21 protein-coding genes, 4 tRNA genes and 1 riboswitch are annotated in these 24,900 nt (G+C 59.7%); of the genes, 6 read left to right on the top strand and 19 right to left on the bottom strand.

Going from position 1 to position 24,900, the window contains the following annotated elements; genetic code table 11:
• Positions 1 to 326 precede the first annotated feature (326 nt).
• Positions 327 to 2,738, top strand: a complete 2,412-nt coding sequence (locus KBY02_RS05265) for a DUF3772 domain-containing protein (RefSeq protein ID WP_096104129.1) — start codon at positions 327 to 329, stop codon at positions 2,736 to 2,738.
• A 12-nt stretch (positions 2,739 to 2,750) separates the two neighbouring features.
• Here KBY02_RS05265 and KBY02_RS05260 read toward each other — a convergent pair.
• Positions 2,751 to 2,827, bottom strand: a tRNA-Arg gene (locus tag KBY02_RS05260).
• 317 nt (positions 2,828 to 3,144) lie between these two features.
• On the opposite strand from KBY02_RS05260, the gene KBY02_RS05255 reads away from it, so the two are divergent.
• The 3 genes from KBY02_RS05255 to KBY02_RS05245 all read left to right on the top strand — a co-directional run bounded on the left by KBY02_RS05255 (position 3,145) and on the right by KBY02_RS05245 (position 4,363).
• Entirely contained in the window at positions 3,145 to 3,384 is a 240-nt protein-coding gene (locus KBY02_RS05255) for a hypothetical protein (RefSeq protein ID WP_024639118.1), read from the top strand.
• A 36-nt stretch (positions 3,385 to 3,420) separates the two neighbouring features.
• A complete protein-coding gene (locus KBY02_RS05250) occupies positions 3,421 to 3,606 on the top strand; it encodes a PA3371 family protein (RefSeq protein ID WP_003406456.1) in 186 nt (61 codons plus the stop codon).
• Between the two features lie 430 nt (positions 3,607 to 4,036).
• Entirely contained in the window at positions 4,037 to 4,363 is a 327-nt protein-coding gene (locus tag KBY02_RS05245) for an Arc family DNA-binding protein (protein ID WP_002554423.1), read from the top strand.
• Positions 4,364 to 4,549: 186 nt separating this feature from the next.
• Here the strand turns inward: KBY02_RS05245 and mgtE are convergent, their stop codons facing one another.
• A complete protein-coding gene (gene mgtE / locus KBY02_RS05240) occupies positions 4,550 to 5,992 on the bottom strand; it encodes a magnesium transporter (protein ID WP_003412626.1) in 1,443 nt (480 codons plus the stop codon).
• A gap of 325 nt (positions 5,993 to 6,317) precedes the next feature.
• On the opposite strand from mgtE, the gene bamE reads away from it, so the two are divergent.
• The gene (bamE, locus tag KBY02_RS05235) at positions 6,318 to 6,809 is read left to right on the top strand and encodes an outer membrane protein assembly factor BamE (RefSeq protein ID WP_003406463.1); all 492 of its coding nucleotides are present in this window, start codon (positions 6,318 to 6,320) and stop codon (positions 6,807 to 6,809) included.
• A gap of 44 nt (positions 6,810 to 6,853) precedes the next feature.
• Here bamE and KBY02_RS05230 read toward each other — a convergent pair.
• The 7 genes from KBY02_RS05230 to ltaE all read right to left on the bottom strand — a co-directional run bounded on the left by KBY02_RS05230 (position 6,854) and on the right by ltaE (position 12,812).
• Positions 6,854 to 6,930 (bottom strand) — tRNA-Arg (locus tag KBY02_RS05230).
• Positions 6,931 to 7,017: 87 nt separating this feature from the next.
• Positions 7,018 to 7,094 (bottom strand) — tRNA-Arg (locus KBY02_RS05225).
• Positions 7,095 to 7,203: 109 nt separating this feature from the next.
• Positions 7,204 to 7,294, bottom strand: a tRNA-Ser gene (locus tag KBY02_RS05220).
• Positions 7,295 to 7,356: 62 nt separating this feature from the next.
• Positions 7,357 to 7,545 carry a carbon storage regulator CsrA gene (gene csrA, locus KBY02_RS05215; protein WP_002554426.1) on the bottom strand — a complete coding sequence of 63 codons (189 nt, stop codon included), beginning with the start codon at positions 7,543 to 7,545 and terminating at the stop codon, positions 7,357 to 7,359.
• A gap of 169 nt (positions 7,546 to 7,714) precedes the next feature.
• Positions 7,715 to 8,947 (bottom strand): aspartate kinase, encoded by a 1,233-nt coding sequence (locus tag KBY02_RS05210; RefSeq protein WP_003369901.1) that lies wholly within the window; start codon positions 8,945 to 8,947, stop codon positions 7,715 to 7,717.
• Between the two features lie 91 nt (positions 8,948 to 9,038).
• On the bottom strand, positions 9,039 to 11,663 hold the full coding sequence (gene alaS / locus KBY02_RS05205; protein ID WP_024642718.1) for an alanine--tRNA ligase: 2,625 nt from the start codon (positions 11,661 to 11,663) through the stop codon (positions 9,039 to 9,041).
• Positions 11,664 to 11,807: 144 nt separating this feature from the next.
• The gene (gene ltaE, locus KBY02_RS05200; RefSeq protein ID WP_060406103.1) at positions 11,808 to 12,812 is read right to left on the bottom strand and encodes a low-specificity L-threonine aldolase; all 1,005 of its coding nucleotides are present in this window, start codon (positions 12,810 to 12,812) and stop codon (positions 11,808 to 11,810) included.
• A gap of 212 nt (positions 12,813 to 13,024) precedes the next feature.
• Positions 13,025 to 13,190, top strand: a riboswitch (FMN riboswitch).
• A gap of 126 nt (positions 13,191 to 13,316) precedes the next feature.
• Here ltaE and KBY02_RS05195 point away from each other — a divergent pair.
• Positions 13,317 to 13,829, top strand: a complete 513-nt coding sequence (locus KBY02_RS05195; RefSeq protein ID WP_003406469.1) for a 6,7-dimethyl-8-ribityllumazine synthase — start codon at positions 13,317 to 13,319, stop codon at positions 13,827 to 13,829.
• 106 nt (positions 13,830 to 13,935) lie between these two features.
• Here KBY02_RS05195 and astE read toward each other — a convergent pair whose 3' ends face one another.
• The 10 genes from astE to KBY02_RS05145 all read right to left on the bottom strand — a co-directional run bounded on the left by astE (position 13,936) and on the right by KBY02_RS05145 (position 24,900).
• Entirely contained in the window at positions 13,936 to 14,943 is a 1,008-nt protein-coding gene (astE, locus tag KBY02_RS05190) for a succinylglutamate desuccinylase (RefSeq protein WP_003404084.1), read from the bottom strand.
• A gap of 11 nt (positions 14,944 to 14,954) precedes the next feature.
• Entirely contained in the window at positions 14,955 to 15,242 is a 288-nt protein-coding gene (locus tag KBY02_RS05185) for a hypothetical protein (RefSeq protein WP_003314741.1), read from the bottom strand.
• Positions 15,243 to 15,303: 61 nt separating this feature from the next.
• Complete coding sequence (gene astB / locus KBY02_RS05180; RefSeq protein WP_060406102.1) at positions 15,304 to 16,650, bottom strand: N-succinylarginine dihydrolase; 1,347 nt, start codon at positions 16,648 to 16,650, stop codon at positions 15,304 to 15,306.
• 48 nt (positions 16,651 to 16,698) lie between these two features.
• Positions 16,699 to 18,168, bottom strand: a complete 1,470-nt coding sequence (gene astD / locus KBY02_RS05175; RefSeq protein WP_161633403.1) for a succinylglutamate-semialdehyde dehydrogenase — start codon at positions 18,166 to 18,168, stop codon at positions 16,699 to 16,701.
• Positions 18,165 to 19,190 carry an arginine N-succinyltransferase gene (astA, locus tag KBY02_RS05170; protein ID WP_024642714.1) on the bottom strand — a complete coding sequence of 342 codons (1,026 nt, stop codon included), beginning with the start codon at positions 19,188 to 19,190 and terminating at the stop codon, positions 18,165 to 18,167. Before astA ends, astD begins: the two co-directional genes overlap by 4 nt.
• Before the next feature lie 63 nt (positions 19,191 to 19,253).
• Positions 19,254 to 20,285: an arginine/ornithine succinyltransferase subunit alpha gene (gene aruF / locus KBY02_RS05165; RefSeq protein WP_003404093.1), complete on the bottom strand. Its 1,032-nt coding sequence runs from the start codon at positions 20,283 to 20,285 to the stop codon at positions 19,254 to 19,256.
• 133 nt (positions 20,286 to 20,418) lie between these two features.
• The gene (locus KBY02_RS05160; protein WP_225649943.1) at positions 20,419 to 21,636 is read right to left on the bottom strand and encodes an aspartate aminotransferase family protein; all 1,218 of its coding nucleotides are present in this window, start codon (positions 21,634 to 21,636) and stop codon (positions 20,419 to 20,421) included.
• A 236-nt stretch (positions 21,637 to 21,872) separates the two neighbouring features.
• The gene (argR, locus tag KBY02_RS05155; RefSeq protein WP_024639109.1) at positions 21,873 to 22,865 is read right to left on the bottom strand and encodes a transcriptional regulator ArgR; all 993 of its coding nucleotides are present in this window, start codon (positions 22,863 to 22,865) and stop codon (positions 21,873 to 21,875) included.
• Between the two features lie 135 nt (positions 22,866 to 23,000).
• Positions 23,001 to 23,765, bottom strand: a complete 765-nt coding sequence (locus tag KBY02_RS05150; protein WP_003404100.1) for an ABC transporter ATP-binding protein — start codon at positions 23,763 to 23,765, stop codon at positions 23,001 to 23,003.
• A 22-nt stretch (positions 23,766 to 23,787) separates the two neighbouring features.
• Positions 23,788 to 24,900 carry a succinylglutamate desuccinylase/aspartoacylase family protein gene (locus tag KBY02_RS05145; RefSeq protein ID WP_225649941.1) on the bottom strand — a complete coding sequence of 371 codons (1,113 nt, stop codon included), beginning with the start codon at positions 24,898 to 24,900 and terminating at the stop codon, positions 23,788 to 23,790.

Raw genomic sequence — 24,900 nt, 5'->3', positions numbered from 1 at the left:
TGTGAGGTAGGGTAAAAAACCTACCTAACTATCGTTAGGTAGCCATACCGTAGCGGTACTTTTGCACCGAGTCAATGTCTACCTAACATTTGTTAGGTAGACAATATCTGGCTCGGCTGACCAGCAAGCCTAGCAACCGGACAGGATTGTGCTGAAAATGCAGCCCTCAGGCATGGGTTGGCCCGCATTGACAGCGCTCAAACGTGAGCGCCTTGATATCCTGTCCGCTGATCTCGGGCGGCCAGTGCATGCCGCTCAAACACAAGACCCCGGCTCGAACCACAGGCCTCGCCAGGCCGCATCGCGCAGAGAAAGAAGGAAAAAGAATGCAGCACGCTTCGCTGAACCGTTTTCGTACCGGGTTGCTCGCCTTGCTTTTGCTGTGCGTGACCTTGCCGACCCTGGCCCAGAATGCCCCCGCTCCCCAGGCCGATAGTGCCAGCAACGCAGCACCTGCCGTGGAAGCCCCGAGCCTGGATGATCTGAACCAACAGCTCGATCAGATCCGTCAGAAAGTGACGGTCAGCGCCAACGATGACCTGCTTTCAAGCCTGCGCCAGGCGGCTTTGCAGGTCCAGAAACAAGCCGACAATCTGGTTGCTCAGCAGGCTGTCGACATCGAACACCTGAATGATCAGCTCAACATTCTCGGGCCGGTGCAACCAGACGAAGCACAAAGCCTGACCAGTCAGCGCAAGACGTTGACCGCGCAGAAAAACGCGCTGGTCAATGATGAACGGCAGACCAATGAGCTAAGCCAGTCAGCCCGGGATCTGGCTACGCAGATATTCAACCTGCGCCGCAGCCTCTTCGATTCACAGATCAGCACGCGCACCGCTAGCCCGCTCAGTTCGGCATTCTGGTCCACGCTGATTCGCCCGACCGATGACGACCTGGGACGCCTGAACAGGCTTCTGGTGGACGTGCGCCAGGTACTCAACAACGCGATGGCACCGGAAAACCGTGTGCAATTCATCAGCGTGGTGCTGGGCGCGTTGTTCATCTGGGTGGCTGTCCGGCGCCTGCTGGAGCGCCTGCTGATCTGGGCAATGATTCGCTGGCTGCCCGAAGGCCGCCTGCGCCGCAGTGCTCTGGCCCTGGCTGTCGGGCTGTCGACCATTCTCACCATCACCATTGCCACTTCCTTGCTGCGCTGGGGGATCGTCCACAACGCGGTACTCAGCAACGACGTAGTCAATCTGCTCGATCAGGTGCAGACGCTGATTACCTTCTGCGCCTTCATCGTCGGTCTGGGCCGTGCGCTGTTGATGCTGGCACACGCCTCGTGGCGCCTGCCGCAAATTCCTGACCAGATCGCCACCGCATTGGGTCGCTTCCCCCCTGCCCTGGCGCTGGCACTGATGGTCATCGGCACGCAGGAACGAATCAACAGCGTGATTGCCAGCAGCCTGGCCCTGACGGTTGCGGTCAATGGCCTGACGGCACTGGCGGTTTCGCTGGTGTTCTTCTACGCCCTGTTGCGCTACCGCCGCACCCGCCGACGCTTTGAGCTGGAGCGCCCGGCGGGCTTCGCCGGGCTGATTCCGTTTATCGTTGCGGTGTGGGTCGGCCTGAGTTTGCTGGCGTTGTTGAGCGGCTACCTGACGCTGGCGTACTTTCTGGCAGTGAAACTGCTCTGGGTGAGCGTAGTGGCGTCCACTGCGTACCTGCTGATCGCCTGCTTCGGTGACATCTGCGAAACCCTCTTGTCGCCCAAGCAACCCGGCGGCCTGGCGCTGGGGTCGGCGCTGGGCTTGTCCACTCGCCATCAGGCGCAGGCAAGTACCGTACTGGCCGGCATAGGCCGTACCTTACTGCTGCTCACCGCTGTACTGCTGGCCTTCCTGCCTTCGGGGTCGAGCCCGGGCGACCTGCTCGCCAGCTTTACTCAGCTGGATGTCACGTCCAAATCCATGGGCAACCTGAACATCGTCCCCGGCGACATTCTGGTAGCACTGGTGTGCCTGGTCGTCGGCCTGCTGAGCGTGCGTGTCCTCAAGGAGTGGTTTGGAGAACGCCTGCTGCCCGAAACCAACATGGACGCGGGCATGCAGGCCTCGCTGGTGACCCTGATCGGTTACATCGGCTTTGTGCTGGTGGTGGCCGTGGTGATGTCCACACTCAACATCAGCCTCACCAATCTGACCTGGGTGGTCAGTGCGCTGTCGGTGGGGATAGGTTTCGGCCTGCAAGCCATTGTGCAGAACTTCATCTCCGGCCTGATTCTGCTGACCGAGCGTCCGGTCAAAGTCGGCGACTGGGTAAGCCTGGCGGGGGTCGAAGGCGATATTCGCCGGATCAACGTCCGCGCGACCGAAATCCAGATGGGCGACCGCTCGACAGTGATCGTGCCGAACTCGCAATTCATCACGCAGAACGTGCGCAACGTGACCATGGGCAACGCGCTGGGGGTGGTCGGAATCACCCTTACCCTGCCCCTGGAAACAGACGTCCTGCAAATACGCGAACTGCTGTTGCAAGCCTTCACCGAGCATGAAGCCATACTCGATGCGCCAGCGCCTTCAGTCACCTTCAAGGACTTGACCAATACCGGCTTGATCATCAGCGCCAGCGGCTACGTGAACAGCCCACGCTCTGTGGGTGGCGCACGGAGTGATCTGTTGTTTACCGTTCTGGGGCGTCTGAGGGAATTGGGTGTTGCGCTGTCTGCACCGCAGAGCATGGTGTTGATCAATGAGGGGGCTGGGAAGGAGGCGGCGGCGGAGGAGAGTCAGTGATGCTTGTTTATATGGTGTCCCAGGCGGGGTTCGAACCTGCAACCTTCCCCTTAGGAGGGGGATGCTCTATCCAATTGAGCTACTGAGACACTGCGTGCCGACACACCGATCGGTGCCAGCGAGGACGGCGTGCATCTTAGCGGCATGTGGCGCTTTTGTCATGTCGTCATTGCCCTTCGACCCTGTAGCCGATGTCGCCTGGAAACACGGCCCGATAAACCGATCATGCAATTTGCAATACCCCAAAAAGCCATCATTGCAAAACGCACTGTAGAGCACTTTTTTTAATTTAATAAACCATTGATTTAAAAGGATTTTTTATCATTTTCTGATTGGCATGCAGACTGCATTATTGATATCTGTGGAACACATCTCATCCCAAACGGTCGGGCACAGGTACTGGAAAATGAACAAGACTCTCTCAGCGTTGAATGCGGCAGCTCTGGTGGCTCTGGTGGCATTTCATTTCCAGGATTCTGGTATCAAGGACGCTCAGGCCATCACGCCTGCTCCTGTGCACCACCAGATCAGTCAGGCGCCAAAGCTGGCAATCATGACTGACCGCGTTGCAAGCGCGGCGATGCTGGCTAATGACGATGATGAGTCACTTCAGTTTCCACGCGCCGAACAGCGCTGGGTTTTCTGATAACGCCCGCAACGAGCCTTTCAAGAGAGAGTAGCCATGTCAAAATCCGCGTTGTCATTTCTGGTCCTGACGATCATGGCTGTCGTTGCCGACCTTTTGCTTCCTGTTAATGCACAAGCCATGAGTATCGCTGCAAATATCGCCGCCGGCGTATTCGCCAGTCTCTTCGTGGTTGCGCTGTTCGTCGGTCGTCGCTTCAAATTCGACCCGGTGCTTCGCTGACAGCGAAGCTACCTGCGCCAATTTGCCCGGTCGTCTGACCGTTCGCATCCAGAATCCCCCCTCCTCCAAAAGAACCTTCCTGCACCGCAGCCAACCCTTTGTCGGCTAACCTCGCTCACGCTGAATTTAGACGCATACTCAGAGTCAAATGGCCATGATCGCTAAAAAGGCTCGGTGGCGTGCCCTTTTATCCGGGGACAAATGCGATGACTTTGCAAATTCGCTCGCATTTCTGATAATTGGTGCTGGCAATACGCCGCTACCTGAGTCAATATTTGTCACAGAATTGACGCCAAGGATTCGACGTAATACGGCATGATGTCGGCCCCTTGGAACCCCGGTTGAACATTTGGCCAAAATGATTGTCAGACTGTGACAATCTTGCGGCCACTTGCTAGAACCGCTTCCCCTGAACTAACCGGTTAAATATATGAGCCCTATGAAACAGGCTACTTATTCCAGCCGCACGGCTGACAAGTTCGTCGTTCGCCTACCAGACGGCATGCGTAATCGCGTGCAAGAGGTAGCCAAGAATCATCACCGCAGCATGAACTCGGAGATCATTGCTCGTCTCGAACAAAGCCTGATTCAGGAAGGTGCTCTTGGTGATGAACCAAGCCTGCGTCTCGATAGTCCTGAGCTGTCCTTGCACGAACGCGAGCTGCTGCAACGCTTTCGTCAGCTTTCACATCGTCAACAGAACGCCCTTGTTTCGCTGATTGCTCATGACACGGAACTCGCTTCCGAAGAGTCCTGAGATTTGACGTAACAGACAAAGGCCAGCGAAAGCTGGCCTTTTTCGTTATAGCCTTTTTGTAGTCTTTTTCTTTATTAGTCGTCGGCTTATTGTGTTACACAGCGACATGAAGACTTGGCCGAAGCATAAAAAAACCGCCTGATCACGGCGGTTTTTTATTTCAAAAGACTGTAAGAGTCGCGAGACTTAGAGCAGAAAAATCGTCGCCAGCCCTAGAAAGATGAAGAAGCCGCCGCTGTCGGTCATCGCCGTAATCATGACGCTTGCCCCCATCGCCGGATCTCGTCCCAGGCGGGAAAGCGCCATGGGAATGGAAACGCCCATCAGCGCTGCCAGCAACAGGTTGAGCGTCATGGCTGCGGTCATGACCACACCCAGCGACCAGCTGTCATAAAGCAGGTAGGCGACCACGCCGATCACACCCCCCCAGATCAGGCCGTTGATCAGGCCGACAGCGAGCTCCTTGCGCAGCAATCGCGCGGTATTACCGGTATTGACCTGGTCCAGCGCCATCGCGCGCACGATCATGGTGATGGTCTGATTACCGGAGTTGCCACCGATCCCGGCCACGATAGGCATCAGCGCAGCGAGCGCCACCAGCTTCTCGATGGAGCCTTCGAACAGGCCGATCACACGCGAGGCCAGAAACGCGGTTACCAGGTTGACTGCCAGCCAGGCCCAGCGGTTGCGCAGCGAACGCCATACCGACGCGAAGATGTCTTCTTCTTCACGCAGACCCGCCATGTTGAGGACTTCGCTTTCGCTTTCCTCACGGATCAGGTCGACCATTTCATCGATGGTCAGACGGCCGATCAGCTTGCCGTTCTTGTCCACCACCGGCGTGGAGATAAGGTCGTAACGCTCGAACGCCTGTGCCGCATCGTAGGCATCGTCTTCCGGGTGAAAGCTGACCGGATCGTTGGCCATGACTTCGCCAACCTGCTTCTCCGGATCATTGACCAGCAGACGCTTGATCGGCAGCACGCCCTTGAGCACGCCCTCGGAATCGACTACGAACAGTTTGTCGGTGTGACCGGGCAGCTCTTTGAGCCTGCGCAGGTAGCGCAGCACGACTTCAAGGCTGACGTCCTCACGGATCGTCACCATCTCGAAGTCCATCAGCGCACCGACCTGATCCTCGTCATAGGACAGGGCCGACCGCACGCGCTCACGCTGCTGTGAATCCAGTGTTTCCATGAGCTCGTGAACGACGTCGCGGGGCAACTCGGGAGCAAGGTCGGCAAGTTCGTCGGCGTCCATGTCCCGTGCCGCCGCGAGCAACTCATGATCGTCCATGTCGGCGATCAGGGTTTCACGAACGGAATCGGATACTTCAAGAAGAATGTCGCCGTCGCGATCGGCCTTGACCAGCTGCCAGACGGTCAGACGGTCTTCCAAGGGCAAGGCTTCAAGGATATAAGCGACGTCGGCAGAGTGAAGGTCTTCGAGCTTGCGTTGCAACTCGACGAGGTTCTGCCGGTGAACCAGGTTTTCTACACGGTCCTGATGCTGACCTTCCTGACGGTGGGTCAGGTCTTCAACAATACGCTGGCGCTGCAGCAGATCGACGACCTGAGCCAGGCGATCCTGCAAGCTTTCCTGCGTCTTTTTTACTTCTCTTTCGGTCATAGGCGAACTCCACTCCCAGCAGCGGAGCACGCCGGGAGATCAATCAGTTAATTCATGATTGTTGAAAAACATTATCGAGTAACGACTGGGTATGTCCATGGAGGTGTTCCACAAGCCCCGGCGGAGCTGACGGGCGCAATGATACACCGCTTTGAGCGAAGCGCACGCGAGAAAATTCAGCTCAGAACAACCGTTTGCAGTGCAAACCTGCACAACTCCGTAAGCCAGCCAGGGTTCGACGTCACATTCAGCCAATAAAACACGCTCGCCCCGTCCAAAGGCGGGAGTTAGCCTTTGCTGACACCCGTCACGGAGGACCCTGGGCATGCGACCTGCCAATCATCTACTGCTGTGGAGCGCCCTGCTCTGCATTTCTGCAACTGCAACCGCCAGCAGCGTGCATCGCTGCGAGGATGCATCCGGAAAGATTACGTTTACCACCCTGGGATGCCCGGATGGGCACAGCAGCCGTCTGCAGAAAGCCTTCAATGCGCCGCCGGGAACCCGTATCGATGTGCTTCCGCCCGCCGACACTGCGCATACTGTGCGTGAAAAACCGGCAGACCGGACAGTTGTCGTGGTCGGCACACGCGATGATGGCTGCGGCAACCGCCTGAGCGCCGAACAGCGCCGGACTGCGATCATCAACCAGCGCACCCCTCCCGGTATGACGCAGCGTGATGTCGAGAGCCTGCTGGGGCGCCCCGACAAAGTCACCCACCGCAACGGAGAATTGCATTACGTGTACAACCAGAAAAAAGGCCGCAGCCATAAGGTGACATTTGACGAGCACGGATGCGTTAAAGGAAAACGCTAGAAAGCAAAAAGCCCACATCTTTCGATGTGGGCTTTTCGTTTGTATGGTGCACTCGACAGGATTCGAACCTGTGACCGCTCGGTTCGTAGCCGAGTACTCTATCCAGCTGAGCTACGAGTGCATTGGTGTTTTTAGACCAGATCACCTCTGGTTGGAGCCAGTTATCGGAAACCTTGTAATTGCTTACAACACTTCAAACAACTTTAAATGGTGCACTCGACAGGATTCGAACCTGTGACCGCTCGGTTCGTAGCCGAGTACTCTATCCAGCTGAGCTACGAGTGCATGTGTTGGTGCCGCGCATTATAGGTCGTAAGATTGTTTAGTCAAGCACTTTTTCTAGTAAATTCAACAACTTACAGATCAAGCCCAATCTTACGCACTACATAAATAATGGCGGAGAACGGGGGATTCGAACCCCCGACACCCTTTTGAGGTGTACTCCCTTAGCAGGGGAGCGCCTTCGGCCACTCGGCCAGCTCTCCGCAACACGGGGCGTATAATAACCACCCTTTTCCCCGTTTGCAAACCAAAAATTCAATAAAAATTAATGGCTTGGTTCTTCGTCCTTCTCTTTCTTGATACGCAGGTAAATCTCTTCACGGTGGACAGCGACTTCCTTGGGCGCATTGACACCAATACGCACCTGATTACCCTTCACTCCGAGCACGGTGACGGTGATTTCACCATCCCCAATGATCAGGCTTTCCGCGCACCGACGAGTCAGAATCAGCATACTTTTCTCCTTACGCCTTTATTCAGGGACAACAGTCTGCAACCTATAGGCAGTGACACTAGCAAAACGCCATGACCACTACCTGTATATCGACTAACGCAAAGAAAACAAAAGCCCTTCTGCGCAGCACCCGAAAGACGCGGTCACGCCGCGCCCTTCGATGACAGGGTCATTCACCCTGCCGCGGAGCATCCAGCTCAAAGGCCGTGTGCAATGCGCGCACAGCCAACTCCAGGTATTTCTCTTCGATGACCACGGAAACCTTGATTTCCGATGTGGAGATCATCTGGATATTGATGCTCTCCTTGGCCAGCGCTTCGAACATGCGACTCGCAACGCCGGCATGCGAGCGCATGCCGACGCCGACGATGGACACCTTGGCGATCTTGGTATCGCCGGACACTTCACGCGCGCTGATTTCACGCGCGGTGGCTTCGAGCACCTGCAAGGCCGCCTGATAATCGTTGCGATGGATCGTGAAGGTGAAATCGGTGGTGTTATCGTGCGAGACGTTCTGCACGATCATGTCCACTTCGATATTGGCCGCGCTGATCGGGCCGAGAATCTTGAACGCCACGCCGGGGGTGTCTGGCACACCACGGATGGTCAGCTTGGCTTCATCGCGGTTGAAGGCGATGCCGGAAATGATCGGCTGTTCCATGGATTCCTCTTCATCGATTGTAATAAGGGTGCCCGGCCCCTCTTTGAAGCTGTGCAGAACGCGCAGCGGGACATTGTATTTGCCGGCGAATTCGACCGCACGGATCTGCAGCACCTTGGAACCGAGGCTGGCCATTTCCAGCATCTCTTCGAAGGTGATCTTGTCGAGGCGCTGGGCCTGCGACACGACACGCGGATCGGTGGTGTAGACGCCATCGACGTCGGTGTAGATCTGGCACTCGTCCGCTTTCAGCGCCGCCGCCAGGGCAACACCGGTCGTGTCCGAGCCACCACGGCCGAGGGTGGTGATATTGCCGTGTTCGTCGACACCCTGGAAACCGGCGACCACCACCACACGACCCGCTTTCAGGTCGGAGCGGATCTTCTGGTCGTCGATCTGCAGAATGCGCGCCTTGTTGTGCGCGCTGTCGGTGAGAATACGCACCTGATTGCCGGTGTAGGACACCGCCGGAACGCCACGCTTCATCAAGGCCATCGCCAGCAGCGCGATGGTCACCTGCTCGCCCGTGGAGACAATGACATCCAGCTCACGGGGAACCGGCTGATCACTGATCTGCCTGGCCAACTCGATCAGACGATTGGTTTCACCGCTCATGGCCGACAGCACGACCACCAGATCGTCACCCGCCTCACGGAATTTCTTGACCTTGTCGGCCACCTGCTCGATGCGCTCTACAGAGCCCACGGAAGTGCCGCCAAATTTCTGTACGATTAAAGCCATCTCAAAGCCGCCTCAAATCCCGTTAAGAGCACCCATTAACATTCGAGCCCAGGTGCGGCCTGCCGGTGTGTGGCAGGCCCGCTGACCCGACTCAGATACCCTGCTCTACAAAAGGAACGGCCAGTGCCAGCGCTGAATCCAGCGCACCGGCATCGACACCACCGCCTTGAGCCATATCAGGACGGCCACCACCTTTACCACCTACGGCGGCAGCTGCCTGCTTCATCAAATCACCGGCTTTGAGTTGGCCAGTCAGGTCCTTGGTCACGCCTGCGACCAAGACAACCTTGTCCTCATGAACACTGCCGAGCAGGATCACTGCGCGGCCGAGCTTGTTCTTCAACTGATCGACAAGCGCCAACAGCGCCTTGCCGTCCTGACCATCCAGGCGCGTGGCCAGAACCTTGACCCCTTTGACATCCAGCGCCGCTGACGACAGGTCGTCACCGGCGGCACTGGCTGCCTTGGCTTGCAGTTGTTCCAGTTGTTTTTCCAGCAGACGGTTGCGTTCAATCACCGCCGTCAGCTTGTCCAGCAGGTTGTCGCGATTGCCTTTGACCAGCGTCGCGGCTTCCTTGAGTTGATCCTCGGCCGAATTCAGCCAGGCCAGCGCCGCAGCGCCGGTGACGGCCTCGATACGGCGCACGCCTGCTGCAACACCGCCCTCACTGACGATCTTGAACAGCGCGATGTCACCGGTACGGCTGGCGTGAATGCCACCGCACAGCTCGACGGAGAACTCGCCGCCCATGCTCAGCACACGAACGCTGTCACCGTACTTCTCGCCGAACAGCGCCATGGCGCCCTTCTTCTTCGCCGTGTCGATATCGGTTTCTTCGGTCATTACCTCGGTGTTCTTGCGAATCTCGGCGTTGACGATATCTTCCAGCGCGCGCAGTTGCTCGGCCTTGATCGCTTCGAAGTGGCTGAAGTCGAAGCGCAGGCGCTGACTGTCAACCAGCGAGCCTTTCTGCTGAACGTGCTCACCCAGCACCTGACGCAATGCGGCGTGCAGCAAGTGAGTGGCCGAATGGTTCAATTTGGTTGCATCGCGAACTTCATCAGCCACTTGTGTTTCAACCTGTGCGCCCACGCTCAGGCTGCCGGAAGCGACGACACCGTGGTGCAGGAAGGCACCGCCGGTCTTGGTGGTATCACTGACGTCAAAGCGCGCGTCACCGGCCTGCAGGAAACCGCTGTCACCGATCTGACCGCCCGACTCGGCGTAGAACGGGGTGATGTCGAGAATCACCACGCCCTCTTCGCCTTCATTCAGGTGAGAAACCGACTGGCCTTCCTTATAGAGGGCCACGACGCTGGCGCTGCCAGTGGTCGCCGAGTAACCGGTAAACTGCGTGGCCACATCGACCTTGACCAGGCTGTTGTAATCCATGCCGAACGAGCTGGCCGAACGGGCGCGCACGCGCTGGGCGTCCATTTCACGCTCGAAGCCTGCTTCGTCGAGGGTCAGGTTACGCTCGCGGGCGATGTCACCGGTCAGGTCCATCGGGAAACCGTAGGTGTCGTACAGCTTGAACACCACTTCGCCCGGAACCACCGTGCCTTTGAGGTCGGCCAGATCCTGCTCGAGAATTTTCAGACCTTGCTCGAGGGTCTTGGCGAACTGCTCTTCTTCGCCTTTCAGAACGCGTTCGATGTGCGACTGCTGTTGCACCAGCTCAGGGAACGCAGACCCCATCTCGGCAACCAGCGCGGCAACGATCTGGTAGAAGAAGCTGCCCTTGGCGCCCAGCTTGTTGCCGTGACGGCAGGCGCGACGAATGATGCGGCGCAGTACATAACCACGCCCTTCGTTGGACGGCAGCACGCCGTCGGCGATCAGGAAGCCGCACGAGCGAATGTGGTCAGCCACGACTTTCAGCGAAGCCTGGTTGTCATTGCTGCAACCAATGGCCTTCGCCGACGCAGCCAGCAGGCTCTGGAACAGGTCGATTTCATAGTTGGAATGCACGTGCTGCAGCACCGCACTGACACGCTCCAGGCCCATGCCGGTATCGACCGACGGTGCCGGCAGCGGGTGCAGCACGCCATCCGCAGTCCGGTTGAACTGCATGAATACGTTGTTCCAGATTTCGATGTAACGGTCGCCGTCTTCTTCCGGCGAGCCTGGCGGGCCGCCCCAGATTTCCGGGCCGTGATCGAAGAAAATCTCGCTGCAAGGACCGCACGGGCCGGTATCACCCATGGTCCAGAAGTTATCGGAGGCGTACGGTGCGCCTTTGTTGTCGCCAATACGGACCATGCGCTCGGCGGGCACGCCGATCTCCTTGGTCCAGATGTCGTAGGCTTCGTCGTCAGTGGCGTACACCGTGACCCAGAGTTTTTCCTTGGGCAGGTTGAGCCATTTTTCGGAGGTCAGGAAGGTCCAGGCGTAGGTGATGGCATCACGCTTGAAATAGTCACCGAAGCTGAAGTTGCCCAGCATTTCGAAAAAAGTATGGTGACGAGCGGTATAGCCGACGTTTTCCAGGTCGTTGTGCTTGCCACCTGCACGCACGCATTTCTGACTGGTAACGGCGCGGGTGTAGGCACGCTTTTCCTGGCCCAGGAAGCAATCCTTGAACTGGTTCATGCCTGCGTTGGTGAACAGCAGGGTTGGGTCATTGCCCGGAATCAAGGAGCTTGAAGCGACACGGGTGTGGCCTTGCTCTTCGAAGAAGCCAAGGAAGGCTTCACGGATTTCTGCGCTTTTCATAGGTTCTTCCACGGAGACTGCGGCCAGAGGCAAGTGCAAAACGTCAAATGACGTAGCGACGGCAAAGGGCCGCATTATATAGGCGTTGCGCCCTCGGTACAGTGTGTTTGTGCGATAGAAACAAGTAACTGGATTATCGGCATGTCATGAATGTTCAAAGGCTGCGAATGCGGCGATGACCTGTTCGACCTGAGCGCGCGACACGTTCAGGTGGGTCACCATGCGTAGCCGCGACGCGGCCGTGAGTACGATGCCCCGCTCGGCGCAGAACGCTTTGAGCGATGCCGCGCGTTCGCCGATCTGCACATAGACCATATTGGTCTGTACCGGCTCGACAGGGTAGCCGAGCCCGCTCAGGCCTTCAGCCAGAAACGCCGCGTTGGCATGATCATCTGCCAACCGCTCGACCTGATGATCCAGCGCATAGAGCCCTGCCGCAGCCAGCCCTCCAGCCTGACGCATGCCACCGCCAAGCATCTTGCGCAAGCGGCGGGCCTTGGCGATCAACGGCTGCGAACCGCACAGCACCGAGCCGATCGGCGCGCCCAGCCCCTTGGAAAGGCAGACCGAAACCGAATCGAAGTGCCGGGTGATCTCATGGACATCGACACCCAGCCTGACCGCGGCGTTGTACAGCCTCGCGCCGTCCAGATGCAGGGCGAGCCCCTTTTCCAGGGTCAGGGTACGCGCGGCAGCCAGGTAGTCCAAGGGCAGCACCTTGCCCTGCATGGTGTTTTCCAGGGCCAGCAGGCGCGTGCGGGCGAAGTGAAAGTCATCGGGTTTGATGGCGTCGAGCACCTGCTGCAGGTCCAGGGAGCCGTCGGCCTGCACCTCCAGCGGCTGCGGCTGAATGGAGCCCAGCACTGCCGCACCACCACCCTCGTACTTATAGGTGTGGGCCTGCTGACCGACGATGTACTCATCGCCACGCTCACAGTGCGCCATCAGTGCCAGCAGATTGCTCATGGTGCCCGACGGCACGAGCAGCGCGGCATCGAACCCGAGGCGTCCGGCAAGCGTCGCTTCGAGCAGATTGACGGTAGGGTCCTCGCCGTAGACATCATCGCCAACGGGCGCACGTGCCATGGCATCGAGCATGCCGGCCGTGGGCAGAGTCACTGTGTCGCTGCGCAGATCGATGACAGTCACGAAAAAGCTCCCTGAAGTTGAAGATCGATAATGCATGCAACCTTTGGCTTGCAACAAGGCATTACTGAGGCTGCAGTACATGATAATCAAGCGCCGCCGCTCTCGATACTCCGAGCCCTTATAAGAAAAAGGCAGGTATACCGTACGAAAGTGTCCATGCATGATCCAGCGAACTATGATAAAAATCTCGCGCCGGCCACGTAAAGTGACGGCAACGTTCTCAGGGCGGGGTGCAATTCCCCACCGGCGGTAATGACGCGCAATGCGTCTAGCCCGCGAGCGCTTGGGGGTCGTGGCGTAGGCCGCGATCTGCAAGGTCAGCAGACCCGGTGTGATTCCGGGGCCGACGGTCATAGTCCGGATGAAGAGAGAGCGGGATTGGTGTCAGCAAGAACGTCTGTAAAACCTATCCATGAACGACATCGTTCAGGAGGCTTTCCTACGCAGCTTGAATCCCTTTCGATCCAAATGCCCTGTTTTTTCCATAAACAGGAGTCAGAACACGTGCAACCAACTGCAATCGACAGCAAAAGCAAAAGCCACGCAAACGAGCGTGTCGCGTTCATCCAGGCCTGTTGGCACAAGGATATCGTCGACCAGAGCCGTAAAGGTTTTATCGCCGAGATGGCCAATCAGGGCTACGCCGAAAGCGATATCGACATCTTTGAAGTGGGCGGCGCCTTTGAAATCCCGCTGCATGCAAAACTGCTGGCCAATACCGGCCGCTACGCTGGCATCGTCGGCGCCGCACTGGTAGTGGACGGCGGCATCTATCGTCACGAATTCGTCGCGCAGTCAGTGGTCAGCGCATTGATGCAGGTTCAGCTGGAAACCGAAGTACCGGTGTTCTCCGTGGTCCTGACACCGCATCATTTCCATGCGGGCGAAGAGCATCAGAAGTTCTTCTTCGATCACTTCGTGCACAAGGGCGAAGAAGCGGCCAAGACCTGCGCTGACACCCTGACCAAGGTACGCAGTCTGCGCCGTCTGGATGCACAGCAGAAAGCGGCCTGCTGAGACGCAGCATCGGTAGGTGTCCTCCCGGACACCTATCGTTCCTCACGCTCCAGCGTGGGAATGCCGTTCTGGACGCTCTGCGTCCGGTCCTGAGGGTGCCGAGCGATCAGCCGAGGCTATCCGCATCAGTGGGTACGATCAGAATTCCCGCACGCAGGCCGTTTTTGACCCTGGGGTTGGGGAAGATGATCCTCGCGCCCTCCTCTTCCACTACCCAGCGTGAACCACCCGCGTCTTCGGCCAGCACGTAGCCTTTTTCCAGCGGGGAGAAGTTCTCGACGTCATCGGCCAGGTTGAACGTGAACGCATCGGTGCGCTTGATCACTTCCCGCGCCACGCTGAACAGTTGCAACCCTTCAAGATCGTCATCCCGCTCGGGCTCGGTGCCTTCGATGAGCTGCTCGAGACACACGCGCAGTGGCCCAAGATTGACCTGCTGGTTCTGCCCGAACGGCCGCGCCTTGCCCAGTTCCAGAGTGAAAGCCTCGGCCCCCAATTGATCATAGGTGTAGGCGCTGAACACAATGGACGGCTTGTTCTGCAGCAGCACCGCACTCATGCCCGCCGCCCGCAGCCGGGCCAGCTCGAGCCGGGAATGCTGACGTCCTTCCTTCCACGGGTACAGCGCGAACTGCTCGATCGTCGAGCCGCGAATGGCGGTGTGCAGATCGTAGTGCAGCCGATAGCGCTCCGGCAGGCTGAAAAAGCTGGCGGCCAGTCGTTCCAGCTCGCAGGCCCGCAAGGCCTCGGCACCACCGCTTTGCAGATGGCGGCCATTGAACAGCCGGTTGACATCCTGCTCGACAAAACGCGCCCCGCGTCGCATCGCATCGGGATTGCCGAACAGGAACAGAATACGTGCGCGCGGTTTCAGGTCGCCGCGCGCGATGCTGCGGATCAATTCATCCAGCAGCTCGATGGGTGCAGTCTCGTTGCCGTGGATGCCGGCAGACAGCAGCAGGTCAGTGCCATTGTCACGAGCCTCTGGCGGGCGGACTTCCAGTGCGCCCTCGCCCATCCAGCGCATGCGCACGCCTTCGACGGTCAGTTGAGTCTTCTCCGCCGGCTCACGTCCAGCCAGGGTCAGTTCAAGCAGTTTGCCGAGGGCGAGCATGGCGCGCTTCCTTAGTGGTTGCAGTCAGGGCCGTGAACGTGACCGTCTTCCTCGACGCCCATGTCGGCCGGCTCCATTTCCAGTTGCAGGCTGACCAGGTTGGTCGCCAGCGGACGCAGCAGCAGGTTGGCGTATTCGGCATCGTCTTCTTCGACGTCAACGCCGATCAGCAACTGGCCACGGCCATCCTGCTGAATCCACAATTCCTTGCCCTGCCAGATGACGGCAACGCGGGTGCAGGACGTTTCCAGCTGGGTGCCATCAGTGTCTTCAAGGATCAGTTGCAGGGCGTCGCTCATATAAAAATGCTCTCTATAAAGGAAATAGTGCGCCGGACAGTGGCCCGACGCGCAGGATGCTTCAATTCAGTTGAAACGGATAAACCGCGCCCAGTTTAAGGATTTGCGTCAGTTCATCCAATGCCGTGCGGCATTCGTTGAGCAATCGGGGGTCGGCCAGATCGCTTTCACTCATGCGGTCCCGGTAGTGCCTGTCGACCCACTGCGTCAACGTTTCGTACAACGGCGCAGTCATGATCACCCCCGGATTCACCGCCGCCAGCTCGGTGTCATTGAGCGCCACCCGCAAGCGCAGGCAGGCCGGGCCGCCGCCGTTCTGCATACTTTGCTTGAGGTCGAACACCTTGACCTCGGCAACCGGGCTGTCATCGACGATCAGTCGTTGCAGGTAAGCCCAGACGCTCGCATTAGCCTGGCACTCCTGCGGCACGATCAGCAGCATCGAGCCATCGGGACGCGACAACAGCTGGCTATTGAACAGGTAGGAGCGCACGGCATCCTGAACCGAGACCTCGGCACGCGGTACGCAAATCGCGCGCAACTGCCCGCCGACACGACCGAGTTTGTCGCGCAGCTCATTGAGCATCGGTTCGGTATTGAGGAACGCGTCCTGGTGATAGAACAAGACCTCACCGTTGCCGACCGCAATCACATCGTTATGGAACACCCCCTGATCAATGACCGCCGGGTTCTGCTGACCATAAACCACGCCGGCCTCGCTCAGACCGTGCAGCCGCGCAACAGCGCGTGACGCCTCCAGGGTCTGACGGGCCGGGTACTTCTGCGGTGCCGGGTAGCGCGTGTCGAACGCACTGCGGCCAAACACGAAAAACTCCACACCGGCCTCGCCGTAATCACGACAGAAACGGGTGTGGTTGGCAGCGCCTTCATCGCCAAACTGCGCGACAGCCGGTAACGCAGGGTGATGAGCGAAATGTTTTGCATCAGCGAACATGGCGCCGAGCACGCGAGTGGTGGTCGGATGCTCGATGCTACGGTGGTATTTGCAGTTGAGGTTGGCCGCCGTGAAATGCACACGCCCATCGGCAGTGTCGGCACTGGGGCTGACCGTGGCCGCGTTGGCCACCCACATGCTGGAAGCCGAGCAACTGGCGACCAGCAGCGGCATGTCCTGCCGGGCCGCTTTTTCAATGACCTGCTCATCGCTGCCGGTGAAGCCCAGACGGCGCAGGCCGGACACATCAGGACGCTCCTGCGGTGCCAGCACGCCCTGGGTAAAACCCAGGTCCATCAGCGCCTTCATTTTTGCCAGGCCTTGCAGCGCCGCCTCACGCGGGTTGGCGCTTTGCTGGCTGTTACTCTGGGAGGCAACGTTACCGTAGGACAACCCGCCGTAGTTGTGGGTTGGCCCGACCAGACCGTCAAAATTCACTTCACAGGACTTCATCGGCAAGGCTCCGTGGATCTGTTTTTATAAGCAATCGTGCGCACACTGTCAGCTCAGCCTGATACCGGGAGTCAGTGTCGCAGGCAGCGTCAGGCTGCCGGCCTCCAGCGAAGCCACCGGATAGGCGCAGTAATCGGCCGCGTAATAGGCGCTGGCGCGGTGGTTGCCCGAGGCACCTACCCCGCCGAAAGGCGCGCTGCTGGCGGCTCCGGTCAACGGCTTGTTCCAGTTGACGATCCCGGCACGGCTGTGCAGCCAGAACTGCTGATAACGGGCTTCGGAGTCCGAGAGCAGACCTGCCGCCAGGCCATAACGGGTGGCGTTGGCTTCGGCGATGGCGGCGTCGAAACCGGCGTAGCGGATGACCTGCAGCAGCGGGCCGAACAGCTCTTCGTCGGGGCGCTCGGGCACCGCACTGACATCGATAATGCCTGGCGTCAGCAACGCCGCGCCGGGCTGCGGCTGGCGCATTTCCAGCAGGGTCAGCGCGCCGTTGGCGAGCAGATTGCGCTGCGCGTCGAGCAAGGCGCGTGCAGCCTCCAGCGAAATCACCGAGCCCATAAACGGCGCAGGCTGCTGATCGAACGCCCCGGCTTCGATAGTAGCGCTGACCCCAACCAGTCGTGCCAGCAGGGCATCACCCCAGTCGCCTTCGGGCACCAGCAGACGACGCGCACAGGTGCAGCGCTGGCCTGCGGAAATGAAGGCCGACTGAATGATGGTGTACACTGCGGCATCGATGTCCTGAACCTGATCGACGATCAACGGATTGTTACCGCCCATTTCCAGCGCAAGGATCTTGTCCGGCCGACCGGCGAACTGCTGGTGCAGCGCATTGCCGGTGCGGCTCGACCCGGTGAAGAACAGGCCGTCGATACCCGGATTGGCGGCCAGCGCGATACCGGTTTCGCGACCGCCCTGCAGCAGGTTCAGAACCCCGGCAGGCAGTCCGGCTTCGATCCAGCACTTGACGGTCAGCTCAGCGACTTTCGGTGTCAGTTCGCTGGGTTTGAACAGCACCACGTTGCCCGCCAGCAAGGCCGGGACGATATGCCCGTTGGGCAGATGCCCGGGAAAGTTGTACGGGCCGAACACGGCGACCACGCCGTGCGGCTTGTGGCGCAGTACCGCAGTGGCGTCGCCCAGTGGCCCGCTCTTTTCACCGGTTCGTTCGCGATAGCTCTGCACCGAGATGGCAATCTTGTTGACCATGCTGGTCACTTCGGTCGCCGACTCCCACAACGGTTTGCCGGTTTCTTCACCGATGCACTGCGCCAGCGCGTCGGCGTGATGCTTGAGACGTGCAGCGAAGGCCTCCAGTACCGCGATGCGCTGATCCAGAGACAGCAGTGCCCAGCCGGGAAATGCCTGACGCGCCGCCTGCACCGCCTGCTCGACCTGCGCGGCGCTCGCGCCACGCCCGGACCACAGCACCTGCTGGGTCACCGGGTTCAGCGAATTGACCACCTCACCCTGCCCGTCCTGCCACACACCTGCGATGTAAAGGCTATTCATCAAACGCCCTCCCGCGCCGCAGACAAGGGCACCGCGCGCACATTGTCGCCCGCACTCATGCGCAGCCGCCTGGCAGTCTGCGGAGCGACGACCAGCGTGCCGGCAGCAAAACGCGCAGCGCCTACCGTGATGCGGCAGTCTTCACGCTTGCGGTTGTAGATCAGGAACTGTGGAGCGTCGTCACCTGGCGTGCCGATGGCCAGCACCAGCGCCTGGCTGTCCTTGATTGCGCGAATCTTGCCGGTCTCGCACTCGATGGCCGGGCCGGCATCGAAGATGTCGACATAACCCTGGTACGAAAAGCCTTCGCTCTTGAGCATGGTCAGCGCAGGCTCGGTGTCGGCATGCACCCGACCGATCACGTTGCGTGCGTCTTCGGAAAGAAAGCAGCTGTACAACGGAAACTTGGGCATCAGCTCGGCGATGAATGCCTTGTTGCCCACGCCGGTCAGGTAATCGGCCTGGCTGAATTCCATCTTGAAGAAGTGCCGCCCCAGACTTTCCCAGAACGGCGAACGGCCCTGCTCATCGGACATGCCGCGCATTTCGGCAATGATCTTGTTGCCGAACAGCTTGGGAAATTCGGCGATAAACAGCATCCGCGCCTTGGACAGCAGGCGGCCGTTGAGGCCGTTACGCGAATCACTGTGCAGGAACAGCGAGCACAGCTCGGAATTGCCGGTCAGGTCGTTGGCCAGGAACAGGGTCGGAATTTCCCGATAGATGTTCAGTTCCTGTGAAGCGCTGACGGTCAGGCCGACCCGGTAGTTGTACCAGGGCTCACGCAGACCGACCGCTCCGGCGATGGCGGAAATGCCCACCACCCGGCCGTCATCATCTTCCAGCACGAACAGGTAATCGGCATCGCCGCGCTCGGCTTCGCCGCGAAAGGTCTTTTCAGCCCAGCCTACCCGGTGCGCCAGACGCTGCTCATTGGCGGGCAGGGTCGTCAGACCGGCGCCGGTGCTGCGCGCCAGCTCGATCAACGCGGGCAGGTCGCTGCTGCGTACAGGACGAACGATCATGTTATCTCCTCAGCGGCTCATCGAGAGCCTTGAAACTCGCTAATCGGCTATCGAACGTCCGGTTCAGACCGCGACAATCCGCACACTGGCACCTTCACCAACACCCAGGGCATCGGCAGCCTGGAGGCTCAACACCACCGGCCTGCCGGGCGCCCAGTCCAGTTCCAGCAGCACCGCGCGGTAGTCCTGCAACAGGCCATTGGCGATCAGATACAGACGCCCGCCCTTGCCGACATCGCTGCTTTGCCCGGCCTCGACCTTGACCGGAACCAGACGGCTCTGGGCAATCGAGCGAATCCCGGACACCCGCGCATGCAGCGTCGGCCCACCGTCGAAAATGTCGATGTAGTGATCGGTTTCAAAGCCCTCGCGCATGAGGATGTCGAAGGTGATCTGCGCACGCGGATGCACCTGCCCCATGGCTTCCTGCGCCGCGTCGGGCAGCAGTGGCACGTAGATCGGGTAATGCGGCATCAGCTCGGCGAGGAAGGTCCGGCTTTTCAGCCCGCACAGGCGTTCGGCAGCGGCGTAATTGATATCGAAGAAGTTGCGCCCGATGGCATCCCAGAACGGTGAGTCGCCCTGCTCATCGCTGTAACCGACGATCTCGGTGACCACCGAATCGGCAAAGCGCTCGGGGTGACTGGCGACAAACAGCAGGCGGCCGCGCGAATTGAGCTCCGACCATGCCGTGCCGACCAGCTCCGGGACCACGTAGAAACTGGTCAACAGACTGTTGCCGGTCAGGTCATGACACTGCGACAGCACGTGAATCTTGTTATGAATCTTCAGTTCGCGGGAAGCATGCACGAAGGTTTCGTTACGAAAACTGTAGAACGGCTCGGAGTAGCCCGCCGAGGCCACGATGCCCGAGCAGCCCACCAGCTTGCCGCTTTCGCTGTCTTCGAGCACGAAGAAGTAGGTTTCTTCGCCGTTGAAGCTGACCTCGGCGGCAAACGACGCCTCCGACGAGCCGATCTTGTCGGTCAGGCGGCCAGCATCGTCGGGCAAGGACGTGACACCGATAGGGCTGTCGGCAGCGAGGCGTTGAACCTCGGCCAGATCAGCCATTTGCGCAGGGCGCATTACCAGCATGGTGCCACTCCTTGTAGATCGACCAGCCTTTACGACCGGCGCTAGTAAAAGCACCACACGGCGTCAGGCCGCATGGCGCAGGAAACAGGTGCGGCACCCGCCATCAGGCGGACGCCGCAAGGCTGCAAGCGAGTCAGGATGTCAGTTTGGCGATGGCGCGCTCAAAGCGGTTCAGGCCCTCTTCGATGTCCGCGTCTTCAATCACCAGGCTCGGCGCGAAACGAATCACGTCAGGGCCGGCCTGCAGGATCATCAGGTCCTGAGCCTCGGCCGCATTGAAGATATCCTTGGCCTTGCCTTTCCAGGCATCGGACAACACGCAACCGATCAGCAGCCCCAGACCGCGCACTTCGCTGAACACGCCGTATTGCTGGCCGATGCTTTGCAGACGGGTCTTGAACTGCTGATGCTTGCGCTGTACGCCAGCCAGCACTTCAGGCGTATTGATCACGTCGATCACCGCCTCACCGACCGCACATGCCAGCGGGTTGCCGCCATAGGTGGTGCCGTGAACGCCGACCGCAAAGTGCCTGGCGAGCTTTTCAGTGGTCAACATCGCCGCCAGCGGGAAACCGCCGCCGATGCTCTTGGCGCTGGAAAGGATGTCCGGGGTCACGCCGTAATGCATGTAGGCGAACAGATGACCGCTACGGCCCATGCCGCTCTGCACTTCATCGAACACCAGCAGGGCGTTGTGCTCGTCACACAGTTTGCGCGCACCTTGCAGGTATTCCAGCTGACCCGGCAGAACACCGCCCTCGCCCTGAATCGGCTCCAGCACCACGGCACAGGTCTTGTCGGTCACAGCGGCCTTCAGTGCGTCGAGGTCGTTGTACGGCACATGGCTGATGCCGGTGATCTTCGGCCCGAAACCATCGGAGTACTTCGGCTGCCCACCGACGCTGACGGTGAACAGGGTACGGCCATGGAAACTGTTCAGCGCCGCAATGATTTCGTACTTTTCCGGGCCGTACTGGTCATGCGCCACACGACGTGCCAGCTTGAAGGCGGCTTCGTTGGCTTCCGCACCGGAGTTACAGAAGAACACGCGCTCGGCGAACGTCGCATCCACCAGTTTTTTCGCCAGACGCAGGGTCGGCTCGTTGGTGAAGACGTTGGACACATGCCAGAGGTTATTGGCCTGCTCGGTCAAGGCACCGACCAGCGCCGGGTGGCAGTGGCCCAATACGTTGACGGCGATCCCGCCCGAGAAATCCACCAGTTCGCGCCCCGCCTGATCCCAGACCCGGGAGCCCGAACCGCGCACAGGGATGAACCCGGCCGGGGCGTAATTGGGGACCATTACCTGGTCGAAATCGGCGCGTTGCACCGCAGCATGCTCAACGGACATCGGAGTCTCCTGATGAGGAACGCCTGCCTGAAACTGGCGAGCGATGGAAAGATTGTAAGGACTGAATTGTGTTCGGCCTTGCCGCCAGGCGACAACTTGTTACAGCGCAAAACCGGGTTTTTTCAAGGTTTTCGGCAATGCGACAATTTGCGTCACAAAGGCGCAGTTTAAACGGATTGAAGCCGGCCTGTCTGGACCTGAGCTGTCGCGGCAGCACTTCTATAGCGACAAGACAATCAACCGCGTTCGGCAGGCACAGGGGAAAGTTCGAACGGGCTGCTGCTGCGTCGCTGATTGCGGTCTTCACGCGGCGTGGCACCGAAGAAATTGCGGTAGGCGCTGGAGAAGTGCGGCCCCGAGGAAAAACCGCACGAAAGGCCGATCTGAATGATCGACTTGCTGGTCTGCATCAGCATCTGGCGCGCCTTGTTCAGGCGCAGTTCCAGGTAATACTGGCTGGGTACACGGTTGAGGTACTGCTTGAAGATCCGCTCCAGTTGGCGACGAGACACGCACACGTGCTGGGCGATTTCGTCGGTGGTCAAGGGCTCTTCGATGTTGGCTTCCATCAACAGCACCGCCTGGGTCAGCTTGGGATGGCTGGAGCCCAGACGGTTCTGCAGCGGAATGCGCTGACGCTCGCCGCCTTCGCGAATACGCTCGACCACCAGCTCTTCGGACACCGCCCCGGCCAGTTCGGCCCCATGATCACGGGACAGCACCGCCAGCAGCAGGTCGAGCACCGACATGCCACCACAGGCGGTCAGGCGATCCCGATCCCAATCGAACAAATGGCTGGTGGCGATGACCTTGGGGAAGCGCTCGGCGAAGTCGTCCTGCCAGCGCCAGTGCACGGCGGCACGGTAGCCATCCAGCAGGCCCAGTTGCGCAAGCGGATAGACGCCCGCCGACAGCCCGCCAATCGAACAACCGGCACGCACCAGTTGCTTGAGCGCACTGCCCAGCGCCGGGGCCACGCCTGCCGGAGGTTCGTCAGCCAGTAAAAACAGCTTCTGAAAGCCCTCCAGTCGCCCGGCCCAGGGCTCACCCGGCAACTGCCACGCACCGGCAAGCGCCGCTGGCTCCGCCGCCTCGGCCTGCAGAAACGACAGCTCATAGACCACTTCAGGGTGAACGCGCTGCGCAACGCGCAAGGCTTCCTCGGCCAGTGCCAGGGTCAGGGCTCTGGTGCCAGGCCAGACGAGGAAACCTATTCGATGGGCAGTCATTGGGAGATCCGATACGTATTGCCGCAAAAGCCGAGCCTTGGAAGATAGCTCGATCTGGAACATCCAGGTCGTGTCGCGCGTCGCGCAGCATGCCCTGTTCTGCCATAAAAAGGCATCGTCATGCGCTGCCGATCGTCACTTCAGGCTGCCGGACAGGAATTGCTGCAAACGCTCGGTCTGCGGATTGGCCAGCACTTCGCGCGGATTGCCACGTTCCAGAACGACGCCCTGATGCAGGAAAACCAGCTGGTTGGAGACCTCACGGGCAAAACCCATTTCGTGAGTCACCACAACCATGGTGCGGCCTTCCTGAGCCAGGCCCTGCATGACCTTTAGCACATCACCGACCAGCTCCGGGTCCAGCGCCGAGGTCGGCTCATCGAACAGCATGACCTCGGGCTCCATCGCCAGTGCGCGGGCAATCGCCACACGCTGCTGCTCACCGCCGGACATGTGCCCAGGGTAAGCGTCCTTGCGATGGGACACACCGACCTTGGCCAGATAGTGTTCGGCCTTTTCCAGCGCTTCCTTTTTCGACACACCCAGCACATGGACCGGCGCTTCGATGATGTTCTGCAGTGCAGTCATGTGCGACCACAGGTTGAAGTGCTGAAACACCATCGACAGGCGTGAACGCATGCGCTGCAACTGCTTGGCATCGGCAGCTTTCAGGCCGCCTTCCTTGTTTGGCACCAGCTTCAACTCTTCGTTGTTGAGCAGGATCTTGCCGGCATGGGGCTGTTCGAGCAGGTTGATGCAGCGCAGAAAGGTGCTTTTGCCCGAGCCGCTGGAGCCGATGATGCTGATGACATCGCCGGCCTTGGCGGTCAGGGACACGCCCTTGATCACTTCGTGACTGCCATAGCGCTTGTGCAGATCCTGCACTTCCAGTTTGTTCATGCTTTGGGTTTCCACAGTACGGTCAATCACTGAGCAGACGTCCGTGACGCAGCGCCGTGCGCCCCGCCACCTTGGCCAGCCAGAAACCGGGTTGAGCGTAACGAAGCCGCTCGATGGCGAACAACACCCCGGCAGTATTCGCACAAATGGTACTGACCTGATCGGACAGCGGGTCGATCACTTCGAACAGCGGATCGCCCACCTCGACCCTGTCGCCTGCAGCGCGCAGGAACGTCACCACACCAGGGTGCGGCGCATAGAGCAATTCGGTGCCTTCGAACGGCAAGCCTTCGCAGGCTTGGTGCACCGGCTGCGGCCAATCACCACTGATGAAGCCCTGCTTGGCGAGGAACGCCAGAATACCTTCGGCGTGCGCGATTGCCTGCGGCTTGCCGGTGTCGGCCTGACCGCCCAGTTCAAGGGTGGTGGCGAGGCAGGCCAGCGGGATCTGCGCCTGCGGAAAAATCCGCGAAAGACGCAACCACGGCAGCGAGCAGGCCTCATCGAAGGAGCTGCCACCGGAATCTTCGGCGAGCAGCGCCACCTGGATATTCAGATGTGCCGACAGCGACCGCCATTGTGGCCAGTGCTGCGGCAAGGCGTACATGTGCAGCGCAGCATCGGCATCACAATGCAGATCGAGCACCACATCAGCTACGCAGGCATGACGGAGCAGGATGCGCTGCATGCCTTGCAATTCGCTCTGCGGCGCGGGCAGCCCTTCGAGCGCAGCGCTCATCGCCTGGCGAATCAGCCGGGTATTGGCGCGCGGGTCATCGCCCAGCTGACCTTCCAGCAACTCGGCGACCGGCTCGCTCAGTTCGGTGAAGTCACGGTTGAAGTTCTTGCCACTGCCGAACTCGAAACGGCCCTGATGCGCGCCTTGCAGCAACTGCCCCAGGCCCAGCGGATTGGCCACCGGGACCAGTTCGACGACACCTTTGAGGAGGCCTTGCTGCTCCAGCTCGGTCAGGCGTTTTTTCAGCTCCCAGGCCGTGCGCATGCCGGGCAGTTCGTCGGCATGCAGGCTGGCCTGGATGTAAGCCTTGCGCTCGCCGGTGCCGAAGCGAAAGACACTCAGCGTGCGCTCGGTGCCGAGGGTGCTCCACGGCAATACATGATCGGTTCTTTGCAT

It is taken from the genome of Pseudomonas sp. P129, assembly GCF_020312195.1.
Taxonomy (GTDB): domain Bacteria; phylum Pseudomonadota; class Gammaproteobacteria; order Pseudomonadales; family Pseudomonadaceae; genus Aquipseudomonas; species Aquipseudomonas fragariae.
Note: the sequence above shows the minus strand (reverse complement) of the source record. Positions and strands in the feature narration are given on the sequence as shown.